This window comes from Clostridium moniliforme, from assembly GCF_017873235.1.
Classification (GTDB): domain Bacteria; phylum Bacillota; class Clostridia; order Clostridiales; family Clostridiaceae; genus Clostridium; species Clostridium moniliforme.
In genome coordinates this window covers 95,820-117,332 of the sequence record NZ_JAGGJZ010000002.1, presented here as the reverse complement: position 1 = coordinate 117,332, position 21,513 = coordinate 95,820, and the positions used below count along the sequence as shown (strand labels likewise).

Sequence of the window (21,513 nt, the reverse complement as noted above, 5' to 3'; positions counted from 1 at the left end):
TCCCCCTTAATATAAAATATAATTAGCTATTGATTTCTTAAACCATTTTCTATCCTCTTCAAATCTTTTATAAACATATTCTAATGAATTATTTAAAATATAATCACAACCTGTTAAATGATTAAAAAAATTATATTTAAAATCTACAGATTGTACATTATATTTAAAATCCTTTGGATAAAGTTTCTTAATTGCATATAAAATATTTATTGCTGTTTTAACAGGCAAAAATTTTTCATAATCTTTAATATGAATTTGAACTCCGCTACAAAGTTCTTTTTCATATTTTGAAAATGTTGGTATAAAATACACTGGCCTAAAATAAACTGCTTCTAAATTATTACTTTCATTTAAATATTTACTTAATTTATGACACTCTATCCAAGGTGCACCTATAATTTCAAAAGGTTTTGTTGTTCCTCTTCCTTCTGAAACATTAGTCCCTTCAAAAAGACATGTCCCACCATATATTAGGGCCGAATTTAAAGTTGGTATATTAGGTGATGGAGGAATCCAAGGTAAATCTGTTTCATAAAATGCAACCCCTCTCTTCCACCCTTTTACTGGAATTACATTTAAATCACACTTTATATTTTCAGTATCATTAATGTAGCTTGCTAGCTCTCCAACAGTTAAACTATATACATTAGGTATAGGAAGCATACCTACAAAAGAATCATATTTATGGTCTAATATATTTCCTTCTATTAATTTTCCCCCTAAAGGATTTATTCTGTCTAAAATAACAAATTTTACTTTATTATAGCTACATACTTTCATACATAAATACATTGTGTAAATATAAGTATAATATCTTATTCCTAAATCCTGAATATCATAAATGAGAATATCTATATTTCTAAGAGTATCATTGCTTGGAACTTTTTTATCACCATAAAGACTTATTACAGTTTTTCCTGTGATATCATCAATATAATTTTCAACTTCTTCTCCAGCTTGATATTCTCCTCTTAATCCATGCTCTGGAGCAAATAAAATTTCTAAATTATATAAATTATTAATTACATCAACAGTTGAATTATAATTCTTATCTACACCTGTTATATTAGTTACTAAACCTATCTTCTTGTTTTCAAATAAATAGTTATAATCTTTAATATTATCTATACCGCTTTTTACACATATTTTATTTATTTTCATTATATCCTCACTTTTAATTAAGGAACCAGAATAATCTGATTCCTTAATCTTTATTAATTAAAATAATATTATGCTAACTCCTCTTTTGATTTTTCTTCTGAAAGTAATTGACCTTCATAAGCTTTAAAAAATGGATAGTAAACAATTACATAAATTGCAAAGTTAATTATTACTAATACAACTGCTCTCCAATCATTTGTAGAAAGAAAAGCTTTAATTGGTGATGGTAAAGTCCATGGCGCCATAACTGATACTTTTGCGACTAATCCCCAAGCCATAGCAAAATATGTTACACAAGTTGTTATTATTGGTCCTATTATAAAAGGTATTGCAAGTATTGGGTTTACTGCAACAGGAGCACCATACATTATTGGTTCACTAATATTAAATAATCCTGGTATTATTGAGAATTTACCAACTTCTTTTAGATAAGCTGATTTAGATGTTAGTAATAATACACATAAAGCTAATGTACCTCCTGTACCTCCTATCCATAAAAATAAATCTAAGAATCCTTCTACTCCTATATTTTGAGCTTGTCCTCCAGCTGCAACAGCTGCCATATTTTGATCCATAAGTACTAACCAAATTGGTCTAACTATTGAACCTATAACAGAGTCTCCACTAATACCTGTTGTCCATAATAAGCACATTAATATTACTGGTATTAATAATCCAATTAAACTATTTCCTGCTATACCCATTAAAGGTTCAAACAAATTCATTAAGAAAACATTTATATCAAATCCTAATAAAACTCTAATTACCCATACTAAAACAATAATAAATAATCCTGGTATTAATGCTTCAAAAGATCTAGCAACTGAAGGTGGTACTTGTTCTGGCATTTTTATAGTTAAATTTCTAACCTTACAAAATCTAAGAATTTCAACTGCAATAAGCATGCATATAATAGCGACAAACATTCCTGAACCACCTAAATACTCCATAGGTAAAGCCCATCCTAATTCTTTTCCTGATGCAGCATCTAACACAGTTTTAGGAACATTCATTAAAACAAATGCAGCCATAGTTAATACTCCACCACTAACGCCATCTAAATTATAAGATTTTGCTAATGCGTATCCCATACCATAAGATGCATATAAAGCCATTAAACTTACTGTAGTTCTAAATGGTATTAAAAATACTCCTGCTTTTGGAGTAATCCATTCTTTCCATGAAGCTATTGGAAAGTTAAAAATAACTAAAAACATACAACCTATTAATATTAAAGGCATTGTAGATATAATTCCATCTCTTATAGCTCTTAAATGTTTAACCTCCGAAACCTTAGTTAATGGTGGTGTAATTTTTTCCTCAAAAAATTTCATAAACTTTTCCATAAACTTATTCATTTTTATTTTCCCCCCTTTTATACCTTATTTATTCAATATATTTTTTTAATATTTCTTTAATAATCTTTGGTGCACCTAATGGTGTATAAGCATTTAAAGGAATTTGTTCTACTGGAAGATTAATTTTATCTCCCTCTTCTTTAAAATATGGAAATCTATGCTTTACTTGTGGTGCAATTATAACTACTTCCGGATTAAACTGTGAAACATTTTCTAAAAATTCTGGTGTACCACACGCCATTATTTCTATTGGCAACCCTTGTTTATCAGCCTCTTTCTTTATAGCATTTACAACTATTGTTGAAGAAAATCCTCCTGAACAAACCATTAATACTCTCATAAATAATTCCTCCTTAAAATTTTATTACTTTATTGAAAAAAATTTTTCATCTTTTATAGTATCGATTTCTTTAGATTCTATGTTTGTTACTTTAAAAAATCCATTCCCTAGTTTAAGTTTTTCTTTTAATTTGGAAATGTTCTCCTCTTCCCCTTGTGCTTCTATTAATATAGTTTCTTCTGGCCCTCTTTTTGCATAACCAGTTAATTTAAGAGATGATGCTTTCATTTGAGCAAAATACCTAATTCCACCTTCACTAACATTACCACTTATAATTAATTTTTCTCTAATCATAATATTTCTCCTATTAAACTTTCTTTTTAACTGTTCTTTTTGCAAGCCATGTATAATCAAACATGGTTTTCATTTTATATTTTTCAACTTTAATTCTTGATGTTTCAAAAAACATCATAATTAAAAATAAAAATACCATTAAAAGTACTCTATTTATTACTTTAGGAATATTATCAAAAAATAAGTTTGGTAAAACTACAATAGAAAATCCAACAGCTCCATATATCCATCTATTAACTAAAATATTTTTCTTTTTATACATATAACTAGTTAATTTAATTGGAAGCATTGCAGTTACAACCACTGTTACTATATAGAAACTTATAATTAACAATCCTTTCATTTAGTTTCCTCCAATTTTTTCTCTAAATTATGAATAGTATCATACATTTCCATCATTTTTTTTACTAAAAATTGTTCTGACATTGTAGTCATAAATTGATCTTGTGCATGTACCATTAAAAGAGATACATTAATTCCTTCTGATGCTATATCTTCTTGAATTAGCTTAGTTTGCATGTTATGAGCTTTTGTTAAGTATTCCTCAGCAATTTTTTCAAACTCTTTTGCTTTTTCTTTATTATTTAGTCTAACTTCCTCTAATGCATTAAAAATATTAACTCTAGCTTCTCCGGTGTTGGATATAAGTTCAAATATTTCCTCTTCAAATTTCATCCTCTTACTCCTTACTTAAAAAATTGTGGTAAATAATCTTTATTTATTTCTAATAATTCATCTAATAATTTTTTAGCTATATCAATTGATGGAATTAATGGATTATTTACTAGTGCTATAAGAGCCTTTTCTTTATCCCCTTTTACTGCTGCATCTACTGCTGGAATTTCATAGGATTTAACTGAATATATTAATCCAATGGCTTCTTGTACTAATGGACTCTTTAATGTAAGTGCAGTAGCTCCTGTATTATCTATTATTGCATTAGTTTCTATTACACAATTATATGGAAGTTCTTTAATTACTCCACGATTTAATATATTAACTGTGTGTATTTCCTTTTTATTGTTATATATTGCACTAATTAAAGAAACTGCTGCATCTGAATAATATGCTCCTCCTCTTTTATCAAGTTCTTTAGGTTTTGTATCAACAGATTCATCCTTGTAAATTTCGAATAAATTCTTTTCTACTTTTTTTACTACCTCTGCTCTAGTTCCATTTCCATTTTCACTTGCAGCTTCCTTTTCTTCATTTACCATATCGGCAGTCATTAAATAGTATCTATGATATGGTGATGGTATCATTCCTATTGCTTGCAAATACTCCTTATCCCAAGCTATTGCTGGTATATTTTTCATTGATAAACTTTCAAAATCTGTCATTTCATTTATTAGTTTCTTTGTTATATCTTCTCCATTTAACCATATACTTTTTGCCCATACTAAATGATTTAAGCCTACATACTCTACAAATAATTCTTCTGGTTTAACTCCAAGTACATCTGCAAAAGTCATTTTCATATGTATTGGAACATTACATAAACCCAAACATTTTACATTTGTATATTTGTTTATTGCTTCTGTAACCATACCTGATGGATTTGTAAAATTAATTAACCATGCACTTGGACATACTTCCTCAATATCTTTACATATATCAAGTATTACTGGTATTGTTCTAAGTGCCTTTGCAAATCCTCCTGGTCCACAAGTTTCTTGTCCAATAACATTATATTTTAATGGAAATCTTTCATCTCTTCCTCTTGCATCTAATCCACCTACTCTAAATTGAGTTACAACAAAATCTGCATCCTTTAATGCTTCTTTTCTATTAAAAGAAACTGAAATTTTTGTATCTAACTTTGCTTTTTTTATCATTCTTTCGGCGAGCTTTGATACTATAGTTACCTTTTCTCTTCCCTCTTCAATATCAACTAGTATTATTTCTTTTACTGGTAATTCACTTTTTCTTTTTATAAAACCATTAATAAGCTCTGGTGTATAACTACTTCCTCCTCCAATTACAGTTACCTTTAAGTTTTTCATTAAATCTCCTCCTTTTTAAATAGAACCTATAGCCTTTGAAATTCTTCCATTACTTTTTTCCAATACTTCACTAGCCTTCTCTCTTTCCAATCCTGATAAAATCATAAAAATAGCAAGTTTAACGTTTTCAGAAGACTTATCTAAAAATTCTTCTGCTACTTCTCTAGAACAGCCTGTACATTCCTCTATTATGCTTTTACTTCTTTCTACTAACTTTTTATTCGTAGGCTTTAAGTCTACCATAAGATTTCCATATACTTTACCTGATTTTATCATAATTCCAGTTGATATCATATTTAAAATCATCTTTTGGGCAGTTCCAGCTTTCATCCTTGTAGAACCTGTTATAACTTCAGCACCTGTTATAACTTCTATTGGAATATCTGAATAATTAGAAATAACTCCATCTTTAACACAACATATTGAAACAGTTTTTGCATTTATTTTCCTAGCATATTCTAAAGCTCCAATAACATAGGGAGTTCTTCCTGATGCTGCAATTCCAACTAATGCATCCTTCTCATTAAAATTTATTTTTTTTAAATCTTCTGCTGCAAGTTCTTTTGAATCTTCAGCACCTTCTTTTGCCTTAAATATCGCCTCTCGTCCTCCAGCTATTATTCCTCTTACTAAATCAAAATCTACGCCATAAGTTGGTGGGCACTCTGATGCATCTAAAATTCCAAGTCTTCCTGAAGTTCCAGCTCCTATATAAATAAGCCTTCCTCCACTTTCAATTTGTTTATAAACTAAATCAATTGCCTTTGAGATACTATCTAATGCTTTTTCAACTGCAAATGCTACTTTTTTATCTTCATTATTTATTATTTTAACCATTTCTTTGGTAGATAGCTTGTCTATATTTTTACTATAATAATTTCGTTTTTCTGTATCTAGTTTATTTAAATCTACCTGCATATAATTCCCTCATTCCTAATTATTAAAATTAAATTTCTATTTTTATAAAAATTTAATGAAATTTAATTTCAAGTTTATTATATCAACTTATCTTTATATTTTCAATAGCTTTTTGAATAAAATTTCATATATTTCTATTTTATTTTGAAATTTTATTTTATATACTAATATTTAAAAAATAATTTTTTATTTAAAGTTTATTTCACAAAAAACACTTTATTAATAAATCAATTTTATTCAATTATAAAAATTATTTAATTTGAAAATAAAAAAGAGTAGTTATTAAAACTACTCTTTTTAAATAAATTTATATTTGAACTGGTAATGAATTTCTCTTTTCATACCCGCTATCTTTTTCTTTTTTCTTATTACATTTATCATTACCTTTATCTTTCTTATATTCATATATAACCTCAATAAGTTTTCCGCTTATTGTAACTGCTACTATAGAAAACAATATTTGAATATAATCTAAATAAATTAATGATAACCCAAGAACAATCCAATCGCTTAATATATATACATGATTCACCTTAAGTGGAGTAAACTTACTTCCTAAAAGAGCTATAACATCATCTCCACCAGATGCCCCTCCAGCTCTAAGTACAATCCCAACTCCTACCCCAACAAATATTCCTGCAAAAATACTTGATACTAACATATTTCCTGTTAAATTTGGAATTAAAAATCCTATACTTTCAAATATCCTATAAGAAATAGAAAAACATATTGATGCAAAAATTGAAAACAATAAAAACTTCTTTCCAAAAAATCTTGATCCAATTGCAAATAATGATAAGTCTATTACCAAATTTGTTATTGATGGTGATATGTCAAATAGATGTTTAAATAAAAGTATTAAACCTAAAACTCCACCTTCAGTTACATTGTTTTGATAATTAAAATTGTAGCTACCAAAAGCTAAGATACTTGAGCCTATTAAAATTAATAGTAAACTTCTCAAGTTCTTTTTCGTTGAATACAAAATATCACTCTCCTAAATTCTATTTACAAAAAAATTTATTATTTTTTATAAATACCATTACAAACATTATATTCCTTTAACTTATTAATATCAAAATTTTAAACTCTTTATATCATTTAATATATACTATTATAACGATTACCTTTTGTGAAATTACCCTAGTCCCATTTAATTAAGGCAATTAAAATCTACTCATGCTTCCTTTGTCCTCATAATATTTCCTTTATATTCCTATATAATTTAAAATAATCTCCTTATCCTTGACTTTATCCTAATCACTAATATATAATTAGAAGAAATATTACAAATAAATATTCTATTGCTATGATTAGAAGTAATACTATAATCTTGTAATTTCAGAGAGCTGCTATTTTGCTGTGAAGCAGTATTACAAATATGGGAACTTGTCTATGAGCTTACTTGAATAAAATCAAGTACGGTTTTAACCGTTAAATTATTGAGTGAGAAATTTATTTATATAAATTTCTAACAAGAGTGGTAACGCGGAAGTATCCTTTCGTCTCTTATTTTTAAGAGATGAGAGGTTTTTTTATTTTATTTAACTATTTAAGGAGGATTTAAATAATGGGAAACTATGGAACTGCCATAGATAAAAAATGGCAAGAAAAATGGGAAAAAGAAAATTTATATAAATTTGATCCCACAAAATTAGATAAGAAACTTTATGTACTTGAAATGTTTTCTTATCCATCAGGAAGTCAATTACATGCTGGACATTGGTTTAATTATGGACCAGTAGATACATGGGCTAGATTTAAAAGAATGAATGGATACAATGTATTCCAACCAATGGGATTTGATGCTTTTGGTCTACCAGCTGAAAACTTTGCTATAAAAACTGGTATTCACCCACAGGACTCAACTGAAAAAAATATAAAAACTATGGAAGCTCAACTTAAAGCAATGGGAGCTATGTTTAACTGGGAAAATGAAATAGTAACTTGCAGACCAGATTATTATAAATGGACTCAATGGTTATTCTTAAAACTATATGAAAAAGGGTTAGCCTACAGAAAGAAGGCTCCTGTAAACTGGTGTCCTTCATGTAACACAGTTTTAGCTAATGAACAAGTAGTTGATGGCTTATGTGAAAGATGTGATACAGAAGTAACTAAAAAAGACTTAACTCAATGGTTCTTAAAAATTACTGATTATGCAGATGAATTACTTGAAAAACTTGATGATTTAAACTGGCCAGAAAAAACTGTTGCTATGCAAAAACACTGGATTGGTAAATCAACTGGTGCTGAAGTTAAATTTAAAATTAAAAATCACGACTTAACATTTGATGTATTTACAACAAGAGCAGATACATTATATGGAGTTTCATATGTTGTTTTAGCTCCAGAAAATGAATTAGTTAATAAAATAGTAACTCCTGAAAATAAAGAAGCAGTTGAAGCTTACAAAGAAGAAGCTAGTAAACAATCAGAAATTGAAAGACAATCAATTTCTAAAGAAAAAACTGGAGTATTTACAGGGGCTTATGCTATAAATCCTATAAACGGAAAAGAAGTTCCAATTTGGGTTTCTGACTATGTTCTTGCAAGCTACGGAACAGGTGCTGTAATGGCAGTTCCAGCTCATGATGAAAGAGACTTTGCTTTTGCAACTAAGTTTAATCTTCCAATAAACAGAGTAATAGCTGCAAAGGATGGAAAAGAAACTGAACTTCCATACTGTGAACATGGAATATTAGTTAATTCAGAAGATTTTAATGGATTAACTACAAAAGAAGCTAAAGTTAAAATAGTTGAAGCTTTAGCTAAAAATAATGAAGGTTGTCAAAAGGTTAACTTTAGATTAAGAGACTGGCTAGTATCAAGACAAAGATATTGGGGTGCTCCAATTCCAATAGTATATTGTGATAAATGTGGAATTGTTCCAGTACCTGAAAAGGATCTTCCAGTTAAATTACCATATAATGTTGAATTTGCACCAGATGGTAAATCTCCTTTAGCAAAATGTGATGAATTTGTAAATACTACTTGTCCATGTTGTGGTGGCCCAGCTAAGAGAGAAGTTGATACATTAGATACTTTTGTTTGTTCATCATGGTATTACTTAAGATATCCAGATAACAAAAATGAAAATGCTCCATTTGATAAAGAAATAATTAACAAAATGCTTCCAGTTGATATGTATGTTGGTGGTCCTGAACACGCTTGTATGCACCTTCTATATGCAAGATTTATAACTAAAGCATTAAGAGATATGGGATATTTAAACTTTGATGAACCATTTACTTCATTAGTACACCAAGGATTAATTTTAGGACCTGATGGATTAAAGATGAGTAAATCAAAGGGAAATACTATATCACCAAATGATTATATAGAAGAGTATGGTTCTGATGTATTTAGAATGTACCTAATGTTTGGCTTTGCCTATGTTGAAGGTGGCGCTTGGAGTGATGATGGAATAAAATCTGTTGGTAGATTTGTAGATAGAATTGAAAGAAATCTTGAAAAAGCAAGAGAAGCAATTAATTCAGAAGAAGGTAAAACTACAATTGATAAGGCAGAAAAAGAACTTAATTTCTGGCTTAACACTGCAATTAAAGGTGTAACTGAAGATGGAGAAAAAATGCAATTTAATACTGCAATAGCAAGAATGATGGAATTTGTAAATGCTCTATCAAAATATAACAATGAGAAAACTAAAAACTTAGAATTCTTAAAAGATACAATAGAAAGTTTCATTAAAATACTTGCACCATTTGCACCTCACTTTGCAGAAGAACAATGGAGTTTACTTCAAAAAACATCTTCTGTATTTAATGAAGCTTGGCCAAAATTTGACCCTAAAGCTTTAGTTAAAGATGAAGTTGAAATAGCTATTCAAGTTAATGGTAAGATTAAAGCCAAAATAAATGTTCCTTCAGATCTTAATGAAGAAGGAATTAAAGAAGCTGCTTTAGCTGATGAAACTATAATAAAAAATACTGAGGGTAAAAACATAGTAAAAGTTATTGTTATAAAAGGAAGATTAGTTAATATAGTAGTAAAATAATATATAAAATAAAAAGAGTAGAATTTAATTTTAAAATTCTACTCTTTTAAAATTTATAACATTACATAACTTACTAATTTATTTATGCATTTAAAATCTCTTTAAAATCTCCTAATATTTTATGAACTAATTTGCTGTCTAATTTATTATACCACTTTAAATAACCAGATTCTTGAAGTGATACAAATATACTTTTACTAAGCTCCATCCAAATTTCAGGAATATAAACCCAAACTATTTCTTCATATCTGCAACTTAATAAAAAATGTTCAACTCCCCAAAACACATAATCCTTAATATTAAGAGCTTCATTAAAATGCCTATAGTCACTAACTACTTTATCTGTTAACTTATATCCATATATATCAACATAAAAATAATCAAATTCTTCTCCTCTTATATTAAATGCATCTTCTTTAATTATTTTTATCTTCTCATTCTTTTCAAAATTTCTTTCATAAAGCTTTATTACATCATCATTAGTTTCATAAACAATTATATCAGAAACTTTATTATTCTTAGCCATCTCTTGTGCTACATAACCAAGTCCAAGTCCTACAATCCCAACTCTTCCATGGGCGTATTTTATAATACCATATGAACTTTCAATTTCTTTAGGACTAATTTCCATAACATAGTTACCATTGTTTTTAAGCTCTAAAGTTTCTATGTCTATCTCATCTTCATTTTCATATAAATAACCACACTCTTTATTATTTAGTATAAATTTTTTTATAATTTCATGTGTTCCAATTTTTTCTTCTTTAATTTTATTATTATATTCTTTAATTTTTTCTAATATGAAATTTTTGTCATATGGTTTCACTAAAAACCATCCTTTCTAATTTTAATAATAATTTACTCTTATATAAATTCGCCCTAAATTTTAATATACCTTTATTTTTTTATTGTATACAAAAAATTTTAATTCTGAGTTGTTTACTTTGAATTAAATTGTGATATAATAATTATAACGTTAATTTAAATCTTTAAATAAGGATAGGTGAATAAAATGAAAAACATAACAATAAGTGAAGAAGCTTACAATGAATTTAAGGAATTCTTAGATGAAAATAAAGTTGATAATTATAATATAAGAATTAATTTAGCTGGAATGGCTTGTAGTGGTCCTGTATTTAACATAACTGTTGATGAAGGAACAGATGATGACATAGTAGAAGCTGTTAATGATATAAACTTTATCGTTGAGAAAAGACTAATTGATGAATTTGGTGGATTTATATTACTTTCATCAGCAGAAAATAACGGAAACGGATTAAGCTTAAAACCAGTAATTGCACCAGAAGGTGGCTGTGGTTCATGTGGTGGCGGATGTCACTAATATTTAAAAAAAAGAAGTAGGAAAATTTTCCTACTTCTTTTTATTTAATTTATTATGTTTTATTTGTTAACTTTCTTAGTAAAATCATAATCTGTATATTCTTTATTTACACTATTTATCTTATTTAAAATATCAATCCAATATTTATTTTTAACAACTACAGATTCTTTCTCTTTGCCTTCTACATTTGCTAATTTAACTTCATTAAAATCTTTAAATATTTTATTCATATTTAAAGATATATTTTTCATAACGTTAAAGTCATTTTTAACTTTACCTTTAAAAACTAATTCATCTTTTTCTGTATTCATTATATTAATTAAAGATTTTTCTAAATAATTGTAAATTCTAGAATAAATTTCATTTTCTAATATAGAAGTTGTATCTATTTTTTTCTTTGATAACTTACTTATAGAACTTTCTTTATAAAAACTATAATCATCCCAAAGTTCTATTATACAATCCGAAATATCCTTATAATTAGTATATAATGTTAGTAATTCCTCATTACTGATTTTATTAACTTCTAAAGATTTATTTATTATTTCAAGAATTTTATCATTTTTAACTTTAATACTCTCTATATTCCTATATGAGTTTACTCCAACTCTATGCTTATATGAGGAATTATTAATACAAAGAATTATATTTAGTAAAAAACTTATTAATAAAATCATTATAATTAGGATTGAATGGTTTCTCTTTTTTAGCCCCTTATTCATACTTTTTCTCCTACATATTATCTTAAAATAATTTTAACACAAAAGTTACAATTTTACCATATCCATATTATAATTTTGAATTTCATTAAATTATTTTTACCTTATATACTGCTTATCTAGCCCAATCATGGATTACTCCTCGCATAATCTGAAGTGCTTCAGCTCCATCTTGTTTCTTTTTATATTTTTGTCTAATATTTTTAATTATTCCTATTTTATTATTAAGAGAAAGGTTGTCATCTCCTGTTAACACCCATATTACATTTTTTATTTTGGGTTTTACTGTAAGTTCTTTTTCTCCAACTCCATCTGTAAAATAAATAAGAACTCTATCTGAAAGTCTATTATCATTTATATATTCAAATACCGGTGAAAATCTAGTTGCTCCACTTTTTCTGCTTCTTTTCACTATATCCTTTGGACTTTTTATATCATAAACTCTCCTTATTTCATCATCACATTCAATAATTTTAATCTTATTTACTTTACTTCTTGTAATAGCTAAAATTTCTACCATAATTTTATGAATTTCTCCATCATTCATACTAGCACTAATATCTATTGCAACAATAATCTCTTTAATAGTATCTCTTAGACTTCCTCTTAAATCTAATCTATTTGGCTGTCTTCTATCCCTTCTTACAATTGTTTTCTTATATCCACTTTTTACAGTTGGTAACATTCTTTTAAGACATTCTTGCCAATTTACAACTTCCTTCTCTTTATAAGCTGAAATAATATCTAATATATTTTTAGGTGCATTATCCTTTATAGAACTTATTGCAGTTTTTTTTGTAAGTTCCCTTGCCCTTTCCATATCTATATTAATATTCTCCCACATATCATGGGCTGATTCAGTATCATATTCTCTTTTTATATTGTCACTATATTTTTTCTTATCTTTATTTTTATTCTCTCTCTTTTTTATAGAACTATCTATTTCTTTTGCATAATATTCTAAAGGCATATCTTCCTTTAATTCAATGTTATATTCCATCTTTACTGAATCTATTCTCTTGCATTCCATAGGAAGATGTTTTATAAATTGATTTATTGATATATCCATAGCAATATTTACAGCCTCTTTACTATAGGAATCTTTAAGTTCTTTTTCTCTCTCATAATGATTAAACATTATGTGATATATTTCATGCTTAAATAATGCTCCCATTTCTCTTTTTGAATTATTAAGAAATAATATTGGGTTAAAAAACATTTTAAATCCATTCAAAGTTGGAATTGTAGCAAGTGGCCAAGAAATATCTAATTTAATTTCTCTATCAACTTTAAGCATAAAGTTTCCAAAAAAACTTTCTTCAAATTCCACTTGCTCAATTATAACACCTTCTACTAACTTAAAGAAATTTCTTGTAAATTTAGTTGAAATGTCATTAATCTCACAAAACTCAAGAGCTTCTTTTAAGAGAAAATTTCTTTTTTCTTCAAAGGTTGTACCCATATTAACTCTCCTTTATTTTGTATTTAGTCACATCTTAAATAAGTTTAATTAAATTAATATTTAAACTTAACATCCTTAAAAAAAATATATACTTTAATATTCATATATAGAAAAGAATGCATCTAAGAATTCCTCTTTATCTAAAAGACTTTCATAAACCTTTTTACTTCCTTCATTTTTAATTTCCTTCATTATTCCAAGCCTTAAATCCCTTGGATAATATTTTAAAAGCTCTCCAAAAACTGATAATTCATTATTAAAATCTTTTAAATTTTCAAGATATCCTAAACAGGATTTTGCTAAAATATAAAGTCTTGAATTATTCTCTTTTTCTAATCTTTCTTTAATATAACTTGGAAGTATATCAAACCCAAAAACTTCTTCTGCTTTTATCATAGGCTTCTTTTTACTATTTATAAAACTTGCAAAATCAGTTGAAATATTTACTCCTAAATTTCCTTTAACAGTACTTAAAAATACATCTAAAGAATACTTTTCTTTATTATTTTTATATAGTTTATAAGCTTTAGAAACTCTCTCATAACTTCTTGGTGTTGCTTTAATACTTTCATTTGAATTTGGAGTATTAAGATATTCTGGAAATATTCCTATAAATTCAATTATATCTTCATCAATATTTCCCTCCTTACTCATTCCCCACTTAATCCATTCCTTAACATCAACATCCATTTCAAGCCATACAAATCTATCTTCCTGTGCTGGGTCCATATCAACTACTGCATATTCACTATCTCTGAAATTTTCATATTTATTTGATGGATTCATTGCTGCAATTATTTTTACACCACTTGGAAGATTATATCCATTTATTTCTCTATTTAAAATTAAATTCATAAGTTCTTGCTGAACTGCATGTTCACATCTATTTAACTCATCAATAAATAATAAAACCTTTCTATTATCTTCTATAATTTTAGATACTTCTACAAGCTTACTATGAGTTGCATAAATAGTTTTTCCATTATTAACTGTTGGAAGTCCACCAATTTCTCCTTCCTTTAACAAGTTTGCATCTATTGTTATAAGAATATAATTATTTCTTTTTGCTATTTCCTTTGCTAAGGCAGTTTTTCCAATTCCACTTTCTCCTATTATTAGAGGAACATCATTAGCTTCAATTACTAACTCTGCTGCACTTACAATTTCTGAATATTTCATCTTTTGCCTCCTTAAAGCTTACAATCTACTAAAAGCTTCTTTGCTTCTTTATCTCCATATTCTCTAATAAAAGAAATTTTATTCATTTCTAAAATCTCTAAATCTAAGAAATCCTTCATATATTTTTTTGTCATCTCTTTATTATTTAATTTTTCAATTAATACATCTACTACAAGTTCTGGATCAATACTATCATAAATGTATTTAACTACATTTATATTGTCCTTTATAAATAATTTCATTTCCTCATAGGAATAACCTTGAATATAATTTATAGCTTCTTCATCTTTTATTATTGAAAGTCTTTTTACATCTATTGTTGGTTCTTTTATAAATCTTATAGCTCCCCAATAATTTAAAATTGCTTCTTTTTGTACTTTTTCACTTGGATTTTTTATATACTTTATAGCATCATAATCCTTTAAAACAGCTAAAAGACATAATTCTTCCGTAGGATCTTCAATATATTGAATTGCCCATCCCTTTCCTTTAATTGCTTCCTTTTTTATATTTTCACTTGGATTTTTTATATATTTTAAAGAATTCCATAAAGTTTTAACTGAAAGCAATGCAATATCTTCATCTAAGTTATCTATATATTGTATTGATAACGGATCACTTTTTACTGCTAATCTTTGAAGTTCTACACTAGGCTCTTTTATATATCTTATCATCATTCCATTTGATAAAATTGCAGCTTTTTTCATTTCTAAAGTAGGATTTTCTATTTCTTCTATTCTACTTGGATTTTGCTTTATCATATTTATTATTTTATTTTCATCCAAATCTAACACCTCATGATTATAAAATTTAAGTCATTTAATATTTATATAAAAGTTTTATAAATATTTTATATTAAATAATAATTACTATTAATTATATCATTTCTGACTTTTTTACTCAACATTGCAAATAAAAAAATCAGTATAATTTAATTCTAAAATCATACTGATCTTTTTTATATATTATTCTTTATATTTATCTATCTCTTTTTTAACTGAACTAAGTAAATTATTAAGCTCCCAAACATCACCATTTTCGATTAATTTATTTAAAGATTTTTCATAACGACTTGCCTCTGGAATCTTTCCTAAAGAAATAAGAACTAAAATATTATTCATTATATCAGAAATAATAGCTGATTTAACTTCAAATAATTTTTGGGCATCTTTTATTTCATCCTTTATCTCTAGCATTTCTTCATCAAGTTTAAATGCTGCATCTGCTGCACTCTTTAATTTTCTCTTAAGTTCAACTGGTATTTGTTGCTTATATTTGTAGTTTAATGAATGCTCTATTGTTGCCCAGAAATTCATTGCAAGGGTTCTAATTTGAAATTCTGCTAAAATATCTAATGGACCTTCTGCCATATTTACAGTATACTTTATAATCATATGATAACTTCTATAGCCGCTGGATTTTACTCCTCTTACATAGTCTTTCTCATACAAAACCTGCATATCTCCTCTACCGCGAATAAGTTCCACAACCTTGTCTATATCATCAACAAATTGACACATAACTCTTATTCCAGCTATATCTTCCATTTCAAATCTTATTCTGTTAACAGGTATTCCAAATTTATTAGCCTTCTCTAAAATACTTGAAACTTCCTTTACCCTTCCAGTAACAAATTCAATTGGAGAATATTCTTTTTTCTTTCTGTATTCTTTTCTTATACTTCTTAGTTTAACTTTTAATTCATCTACTGCCTGTTCATAGGGCATCAAAAAACTCTTCCAATCATTAATAGCCATAAATACCCCCACCTATTCTTATTACTACCCCTATATTATACCAAAAACTTTTTCTTCTGTAATTAGTTTAGCTATAAATTACATTTTATTCCATTATTGATATTGGATTAAAATCTAAGAAATCAGCTGATGTCATAATATATTCTACCTCATGAAATTCCCCTTCCAAAACTCTATTTAGACAATTTCCATGAAGATGGCCATAAATAACTTTTTCAACACCATATTCTTTGCATATTTCAGTAAACTTTGAAGGTTCAAATTTTTCATTTGTTGGAGGATAATGAAGCATTACAATAAACTTTGAAAATCCATGTTTTTTTGCTTCATCTAAAGAAAGTTTTAACCTTATTGCCTCCCTTAAATAAATTTTTTCATCATGAGATGTAAATTTATCACTACCTGGACAAATCCATCCCCTAGTTCCACAAATTGCATAGTCTTTATATTCATAAAAATTATTTTGTATAAATTTAGTTTTCTCAAACATACTATTTAATTTTGCAATACTTCCCCACCAGTAATCATGATTACCTTTTGATATTATTTTTCTACCAGGAAGATTTTCAATCCATTTTAAATCCTCTTCACTTTCATCAGACTTCATTGCCCAAGATATATCTCCTGCAATTAAAACAGTATCTTCTTCATTTATTTTTGATAACCAATTTTTTTTAATTTTTTCGTCGTGCTTTCTCCAATGTTCCCCAAATATATCCATTGGCTTATCTCCACTTAAAGCTAAATGTAAATCTGATATAGCATATAAAGCCATTCTTTAATCACCTTTCTAATTAATTATAAAATTTCATTAACATTATATCATCATATACTTAGTGATTTCCAATAACTTAATAAATATTATTTTATTTTAGAACTAATATTATATATTTTTAAAGCCCCTTAATTTTTATGTCTTATTGCTCTTTTAGACATTACTCCCTCTCCAATTTCCTTTGGACTTTTTAAGTTAATTCCTTTTTCATGACCTTTGTTTTTATTAATATTTTCCTTGTTTGCTACCCTATTTACTTCCTCTATATTTTCAGTTCTTATTTCTTTTATGAAAGCCATAACACTTAAAAATATAATTATTCCAAAAGGTAATGCCATTACTATTGTTGCTGTTTGAATCATTTCAAATCCTCCTGCAAATAAAAAAGCAATAGTAAGCAAACTTTGAATAACCCCAATTATTATTTTTCTAGAATTTTTAGGATTTAATTTACCATCACTTGCAATTACTGATAATACATAAGTTGCTGAATCTGCTGATGTAACAAAGAATGTAAATAATAATACTACTGCTATAATACTTAAAACCAATCCAATTGTTGAATACTCATTTAATACAACAAAAAGAGCAGTTTCGACCTTGAGAACAGCTTCTTTAGCTACATCTATTGGAACTGTCATTCCTAATGTTCCAAATACAGAAAACCACATCATACAAAATCCTACTGGTACCAAAAGAACTCCCTTAATAAATTCACCTATTGTTCTTCCTTTAGAAACTCTAGCTATAAATATTGAAACAAATGGTGCCCACGCAATCCACCAAGCCCAATAAAATATTGTCCATTTTGAATACCAATCTCCCTTTGCAAATATACTAAATTTATCTATAACAAGTGCTTGAGCATACTGTCCAAGTCCCATTATAGTATTATTTAATAAATCTATCTTAGGTACTATAACAAAGGCTCCTAAGAAAAATATCACAGCAACTCCTAAATTTAGATTAGAAAGAATCTTAATTCCTTTTTTAACTCCAGTAGTAGCTGAAATTAAAAAAAGAATCGTAATTAAAGTTATTATTATAACTTGTATAAATTTAGTTTCTGGAACATTAAAAAGATAATTAAGACCACTATTTATTTGAAGTGTTCCCATTCCAAGAGATGTTAATATACCTGCAATTGTAACAAATATTGTTAAAATATCTATTATCTTTCCTATTAGACCTTTTGCGTTTTTTTCTCCTATTATAGGAATTAAAACTGAACTTAATAATATTGGTTTTTTCTTTCTAAAATGCATATATCCGATTACAAGTGCTAAAAGTGCATAGCAAGCCCAAGCTGAAACACCCCAATGAAGCCATGACTTTCTATACGCAAATCCTATTGCCTCTTTTGTGCCACCTTCCATTCCTAATGGATTTAAATAATGAGTTAAAGGTTCAGCTAATCCCCAAAATACTAATCCAATTCCAATTCCAGCACTAAATAACATTGCAAACCAAGAAATATTAGAAAACTCTGGTTTAGAATCATCATCTCCAAGTTTAACATTTTTATACTTACTAAATAATAAGTATATACTAAATAAAAAGAAAAATGCCATTAAAATCATAAAGTACCACGAAAAATTATTGGTTGTAAATGCATAAGCACTATCAAAAAAATTTTTGAAATTATCTGTAAAAAATATTCCCCAAATAAATATTAGTAAAGATATTCCTATAGTCAAATAATAAGTTATATTATTTTTTAATCTAATCTTAAACTTATTCAACATACTTCCCCCTTTTTGAAAACTTATATTTTTTATAAAGTTGTTAGTTTTGTTAAAAAAATAAACTTCAGTAATATAAAATCTTTTAAATATATCTCTTGAAGCTTTAAATGTTTTAAAAACAACTATAAAATAAGTTGAAATTTATTAGATTTTATTAATCTGATAACTTTATATTATCATATAAGTTTTCAGATTGCAAATTATAGGTTTTATATTAAATAAAAAAGCCTATATTAATTTAATATAAAATTAGATAATATACTCTATTATGTTTCTACTATTTATGGTACAATTAGTCACTGATAGGAGTGATTAATATGGCAAGGAAATCATCAACTCCAGCATACTTAAAAATAGCAATTGATATTGCTTCAAGAATAGTAAATGGAGGATTTAAAGAAGGCGAAAAACTTTCTGGTCGTTCTACACTTGTAAGCCTTTACAATGTTTCTCCTGAAACAATACGTCGCTCAATTGCTTTATTAAAAGATATGGATGTTGTAAAGGTAGAAGAAAAAAGTGGAATAATAATTAATAGCAAAGAAAATGCAAATAAATTTTTAGAAAAATTTAAAACTAAAAGTGAATTTGCAAACATAAAAGAAGAAATATACAATATTATTAATGAAAAAAAAGAGCTTGAAAAATCTTTAGAGAATAATATTCAAAATTTAATTGAATTTGCTACTCAACTTAGAAATGTTGGTCTTATTGTTCCTTATGAAAGTTTGGTTCAACCTAACAGTTTAATGATTGGAAAGAACTTAGGAGAATTAAATTTCTGGCATAATACTGGAGCTACAATAATTGGTATAAAGAGAAATGAAAAATTGTACCTTTCACCTGGACCATATTTTGCGATAAATGAAAATGATATAATCGTTTATGTAGGTGAAAATGATGTTATAAATAATGTTAAAAACTACATAACTTCTAAAAAATAAAATAAAAAACTCCAAGAATTTTTAAAATCTTGGAGTTTTTTATTTATAAACTAATCTAAATTACTCAACTATTAATTTATAGAATTTTTTCTTTCCTCTTTTTATAAGAGCAGATCCTTCACTAAGGTCACTTTCTTCTAAAGTTCTCATAAAATCAGTAACTTTTTCATCATTAATTGAAACTCCACCTTGTTTCATTAATCTCTTTCCTTCTGCTTTTGATGGGAATATATTAACTGAAACTAATACATCTAATAAGCTATTTCCTATCATATCCTTTGATATTTTTTCTGTTGGAACGTTAGACATATCATTTCCACCTGCAAAAAGTGCTATTGCTGCTTCTTCTGCTTTTTTAGCTTCTTCTTCTCCATGAACTAATTTAGTTACTTCAAAAGCAAGTACCTTCTTAGCCTCATTAATTTCTGCTCCTTCTAAAGCTGAAAGTTTTTTAATTTCATCCATTGGTAAGAATGTTAATAACTTTAAGCACTTTTCAACATCTGCATCATCAATATTTCTCCAATATTGATAGAAATCAAATGGTGAACACTTTTCTGGATCAAGCCATAAAGCTCCTCCAACTGTTTTTCCCATTTTTTCTCCTTGACTATTTGTTAAAAGAGAACATGTCATTGCAAATACATTATCTTTTGATTTTTTTCTAACTAAATCAACACCTGCAATCATGTTAGACCATTGGTCGTCTCCACCTAATTCCATTTTACAGTTATACTTTTTGTTTAATACATAGAAATCATATCCTTGCATTAACATATAGTTAAACTCTAAAAATGAAAGTCCATTTTCAGTTGCAAGTCTTTTCTTAAAACATTCAGCTGCAAGCATTCTATTTACTGTAAAGTGTGCTCCAACTTCTCTTAAGAAATCTATATAATTAAGATCTAATAACCAGTCTCCATTATTTACAATAAGAGCCTTGTCATCTGAAAAATCTATAAATCTTTCCATTTGCTTCTTTATTGAATTAACATTATGTTCTATTTGCTCTTTAGTAAGCATTTTTCTCATATCTGTTTTTCCACTTGGATCTCCAACCATAGCTGTACCACCACCAAGTAATGCTATTGGTCTATGTCCTGCTCTTTGCATATGTGCCATAAACATCATAGCAATAAAGTGTCCAACGTGTAAGCTATCTGCTGTTGGGTCAAATCCTATGTAAAAAGTTATTTTTTCTTTTTCTAATAACTCCCTAGTTTCATTCTCATGAGTAAATTGTTTTATGTATCCACGTTCTAATAATTCGTCTAATACACTAGCCATATTTATGTCCTCCTAATTGTAATTTTTCCATACTTTTTCATATTAATAGTATATATTTTTTATTATACTTTTGCAATAAAAATAGTACTCATTTTAAACTTCACTATTATTTACTTTAATTATATATGAACTTATTAATTAATCTATAAAATACAAACTACCTTAAATATAAAATCATAAATTCTTTATTTTAAAATAAAAATTTATAATA

General features: G+C 27.0%; 21 protein-coding genes and 1 other annotated feature. Of the genes, 3 read left to right on the top strand and 18 right to left on the bottom strand.

Going from position 1 to position 21,513, the window contains the following annotated elements; translation table 11 throughout:
- Positions 1 to 6 precede the first annotated feature (6 nt).
- The 9 genes from J2Z53_RS03900 to J2Z53_RS03860 form a co-directional block, all read right to left on the bottom strand.
- Positions 7 to 1,161: an exo-beta-N-acetylmuramidase NamZ family protein gene (locus tag J2Z53_RS03900; RefSeq protein ID WP_209795930.1), complete on the bottom strand. Its 1,155-nt coding sequence runs from the start codon at positions 1,159 to 1,161 to the stop codon at positions 7 to 9.
- A gap of 68 nt (positions 1,162 to 1,229) precedes the next feature.
- Positions 1,230 to 2,519, bottom strand: a complete 1,290-nt coding sequence (locus J2Z53_RS03895) for a PTS sugar transporter subunit IIC (protein ID WP_268835789.1) — start codon at positions 2,517 to 2,519, stop codon at positions 1,230 to 1,232.
- Between the two features lie 28 nt (positions 2,520 to 2,547).
- The gene (locus J2Z53_RS03890; protein ID WP_209795929.1) at positions 2,548 to 2,859 is read right to left on the bottom strand and encodes a PTS sugar transporter subunit IIB; all 312 of its coding nucleotides are present in this window, start codon (positions 2,857 to 2,859) and stop codon (positions 2,548 to 2,550) included.
- A gap of 24 nt (positions 2,860 to 2,883) precedes the next feature.
- Positions 2,884 to 3,153, bottom strand: coding sequence for an acylphosphatase (locus J2Z53_RS03885; protein ID WP_209795928.1), 270 nt, complete (start codon positions 3,151 to 3,153; stop codon positions 2,884 to 2,886).
- A gap of 13 nt (positions 3,154 to 3,166) precedes the next feature.
- Positions 3,167 to 3,496 carry a hypothetical protein gene (locus J2Z53_RS03880; RefSeq protein ID WP_209795927.1) on the bottom strand — a complete coding sequence of 110 codons (330 nt, stop codon included), beginning with the start codon at positions 3,494 to 3,496 and terminating at the stop codon, positions 3,167 to 3,169.
- Positions 3,493 to 3,828 carry a PTS lactose/cellobiose transporter subunit IIA gene (locus J2Z53_RS03875; RefSeq protein ID WP_209795926.1) on the bottom strand — a complete coding sequence of 112 codons (336 nt, stop codon included), beginning with the start codon at positions 3,826 to 3,828 and terminating at the stop codon, positions 3,493 to 3,495. The genes J2Z53_RS03880 and J2Z53_RS03875 overlap by 4 nt, the downstream gene beginning before the upstream one ends.
- An 11-nt stretch (positions 3,829 to 3,839) precedes the next feature.
- Positions 3,840 to 5,156 (bottom strand): 6-phospho-beta-glucosidase, encoded by a 1,317-nt coding sequence (locus tag J2Z53_RS03870; protein ID WP_209795925.1) that lies wholly within the window; start codon positions 5,154 to 5,156, stop codon positions 3,840 to 3,842.
- A gap of 15 nt (positions 5,157 to 5,171) precedes the next feature.
- A complete protein-coding gene (gene murQ / locus J2Z53_RS03865) occupies positions 5,172 to 6,074 on the bottom strand; it encodes an N-acetylmuramic acid 6-phosphate etherase (protein ID WP_209795924.1) in 903 nt (300 codons plus the stop codon).
- Between the two features lie 307 nt (positions 6,075 to 6,381).
- On the bottom strand, positions 6,382 to 7,059 hold the full coding sequence (locus J2Z53_RS03860; RefSeq protein ID WP_209795923.1) for a YitT family protein: 678 nt from the start codon (positions 7,057 to 7,059) through the stop codon (positions 6,382 to 6,384).
- A 315-nt stretch (positions 7,060 to 7,374) separates the two neighbouring features.
- Positions 7,375 to 7,587: a binding site (T-box leader), on the top strand.
- 57 nt (positions 7,588 to 7,644) lie between these two features.
- Here J2Z53_RS03860 and leuS point away from each other — a divergent pair.
- Complete coding sequence (leuS, locus tag J2Z53_RS03855; RefSeq protein WP_209795922.1) at positions 7,645 to 10,092, top strand: leucine--tRNA ligase; 2,448 nt, start codon at positions 7,645 to 7,647, stop codon at positions 10,090 to 10,092.
- Between the two features lie 82 nt (positions 10,093 to 10,174).
- On the opposite strand, the gene J2Z53_RS03850 is transcribed toward leuS, so the two are convergent.
- Positions 10,175 to 10,918, bottom strand: coding sequence for a class I SAM-dependent methyltransferase (locus tag J2Z53_RS03850; protein WP_209795921.1), 744 nt, complete (start codon positions 10,916 to 10,918; stop codon positions 10,175 to 10,177).
- 186 nt (positions 10,919 to 11,104) lie between these two features.
- On the opposite strand from J2Z53_RS03850, the gene J2Z53_RS03845 reads away from it, so the two are divergent.
- Positions 11,105 to 11,434, top strand: a complete 330-nt coding sequence (locus J2Z53_RS03845) for a HesB-like protein (RefSeq protein ID WP_209795920.1) — start codon at positions 11,105 to 11,107, stop codon at positions 11,432 to 11,434.
- 59 nt (positions 11,435 to 11,493) lie between these two features.
- Here J2Z53_RS03845 and J2Z53_RS03840 read toward each other — a convergent pair whose 3' ends face one another.
- From J2Z53_RS03840 to J2Z53_RS03810, 7 genes are all read right to left on the bottom strand, one after another.
- The gene (locus tag J2Z53_RS03840) at positions 11,494 to 12,156 is read right to left on the bottom strand and encodes a hypothetical protein (protein WP_209795919.1); all 663 of its coding nucleotides are present in this window, start codon (positions 12,154 to 12,156) and stop codon (positions 11,494 to 11,496) included.
- 112 nt (positions 12,157 to 12,268) lie between these two features.
- The gene (locus J2Z53_RS03835; protein ID WP_209795918.1) at positions 12,269 to 13,615 is read right to left on the bottom strand and encodes a vWA domain-containing protein; all 1,347 of its coding nucleotides are present in this window, start codon (positions 13,613 to 13,615) and stop codon (positions 12,269 to 12,271) included.
- 93 nt (positions 13,616 to 13,708) lie between these two features.
- Positions 13,709 to 14,794 (bottom strand): AAA family ATPase, encoded by a 1,086-nt coding sequence (locus J2Z53_RS03830; RefSeq protein ID WP_209795917.1) that lies wholly within the window; start codon positions 14,792 to 14,794, stop codon positions 13,709 to 13,711.
- A gap of 11 nt (positions 14,795 to 14,805) precedes the next feature.
- On the bottom strand, positions 14,806 to 15,579 hold the full coding sequence (locus J2Z53_RS03825) for a hypothetical protein (protein WP_209795916.1): 774 nt from the start codon (positions 15,577 to 15,579) through the stop codon (positions 14,806 to 14,808).
- 180 nt (positions 15,580 to 15,759) lie between these two features.
- On the bottom strand, positions 15,760 to 16,551 hold the full coding sequence (locus J2Z53_RS03820; protein ID WP_209795915.1) for a GTP pyrophosphokinase: 792 nt from the start codon (positions 16,549 to 16,551) through the stop codon (positions 15,760 to 15,762).
- Positions 16,552 to 16,636: 85 nt separating this feature from the next.
- Positions 16,637 to 17,326, bottom strand: coding sequence for a metallophosphoesterase (locus J2Z53_RS03815; protein WP_209795914.1), 690 nt, complete (start codon positions 17,324 to 17,326; stop codon positions 16,637 to 16,639).
- 128 nt (positions 17,327 to 17,454) lie between these two features.
- Positions 17,455 to 19,071: a BCCT family transporter gene (locus J2Z53_RS03810; RefSeq protein WP_209795913.1), complete on the bottom strand. Its 1,617-nt coding sequence runs from the start codon at positions 19,069 to 19,071 to the stop codon at positions 17,455 to 17,457.
- 317 nt (positions 19,072 to 19,388) lie between these two features.
- Here J2Z53_RS03810 and J2Z53_RS03805 point away from each other — a divergent pair, with 317 nt between their 5' ends.
- Positions 19,389 to 20,015: a TrkA C-terminal domain-containing protein gene (locus tag J2Z53_RS03805; RefSeq protein ID WP_209795912.1), complete on the top strand. Its 627-nt coding sequence runs from the start codon at positions 19,389 to 19,391 to the stop codon at positions 20,013 to 20,015.
- A 60-nt stretch (positions 20,016 to 20,075) separates the two neighbouring features.
- On the opposite strand, the gene tyrS is transcribed toward J2Z53_RS03805, so the two are convergent.
- A complete protein-coding gene (gene tyrS, locus J2Z53_RS03800) occupies positions 20,076 to 21,302 on the bottom strand; it encodes a tyrosine--tRNA ligase (protein WP_209795911.1) in 1,227 nt (408 codons plus the stop codon).
- Between the last annotated feature and the right edge of the window lie 211 nt (positions 21,303 to 21,513).

Bases quoted from the DNA above. Each gene is read 5' to 3' on its own strand.
- J2Z53_RS03835 (WP_209795918.1), bottom strand. From the start codon at position 13,615: ATGGGTACAACCTTTGAAGAAAAAAGAAATTTTCTCTTAAAAGAAGCT.
- J2Z53_RS03890 (WP_209795929.1), bottom strand. From the start codon at position 2,859: ATGAGAGTATTAATGGTTTGTTCAGGAGGATTTTCTTCAACAATAGTT.
- leuS (WP_209795922.1), top strand. From the start codon at position 7,645: ATGGGAAACTATGGAACTGCCATAGATAAAAAATGGCAAGAAAAATGG.
- J2Z53_RS03885 (WP_209795928.1), bottom strand. From the start codon at position 3,153: ATGATTAGAGAAAAATTAATTATAAGTGGTAATGTTAGTGAAGGTGGA.
- J2Z53_RS03875 (WP_209795926.1), bottom strand. From the start codon at position 3,828: ATGAAATTTGAAGAGGAAATATTTGAACTTATATCCAACACCGGAGAA.
- J2Z53_RS03845 (WP_209795920.1), top strand. From the start codon at position 11,105: ATGAAAAACATAACAATAAGTGAAGAAGCTTACAATGAATTTAAGGAA.
- J2Z53_RS03810 (WP_209795913.1), bottom strand. From the start codon at position 19,071: ATGTTGAATAAGTTTAAGATTAGATTAAAAAATAATATAACTTATTAT.
- J2Z53_RS03900 (WP_209795930.1), bottom strand. From the start codon at position 1,161: ATGAAAATAAATAAAATATGTGTAAAAAGCGGTATAGATAATATTAAA.
- J2Z53_RS03895 (WP_268835789.1), bottom strand. From the start codon at position 2,519: ATGAATAAGTTTATGGAAAAGTTTATGAAATTTTTTGAGGAAAAAATT.
- J2Z53_RS03880 (WP_209795927.1), bottom strand. From the start codon at position 3,496: ATGAAAGGATTGTTAATTATAAGTTTCTATATAGTAACAGTGGTTGTA.
- J2Z53_RS03805 (WP_209795912.1), top strand. From the start codon at position 19,389: ATGGCAAGGAAATCATCAACTCCAGCATACTTAAAAATAGCAATTGAT.
- J2Z53_RS03870 (WP_209795925.1), bottom strand. From the start codon at position 5,156: ATGAAAAACTTAAAGGTAACTGTAATTGGAGGAGGAAGTAGTTATACA.
- J2Z53_RS03820 (WP_209795915.1), bottom strand. From the start codon at position 16,551: ATGGCTATTAATGATTGGAAGAGTTTTTTGATGCCCTATGAACAGGCA.
- J2Z53_RS03830 (WP_209795917.1), bottom strand. From the start codon at position 14,794: ATGAAATATTCAGAAATTGTAAGTGCAGCAGAGTTAGTAATTGAAGCT.
- murQ (WP_209795924.1), bottom strand. From the start codon at position 6,074: ATGCAGGTAGATTTAAATAAACTAGATACAGAAAAACGAAATTATTAT.
- tyrS (WP_209795911.1), bottom strand. From the start codon at position 21,302: ATGGCTAGTGTATTAGACGAATTATTAGAACGTGGATACATAAAACAA.
- J2Z53_RS03815 (WP_209795914.1), bottom strand. From the start codon at position 17,326: ATGGCTTTATATGCTATATCAGATTTACATTTAGCTTTAAGTGGAGAT.
- J2Z53_RS03840 (WP_209795919.1), bottom strand. From the start codon at position 12,156: ATGAATAAGGGGCTAAAAAAGAGAAACCATTCAATCCTAATTATAATG.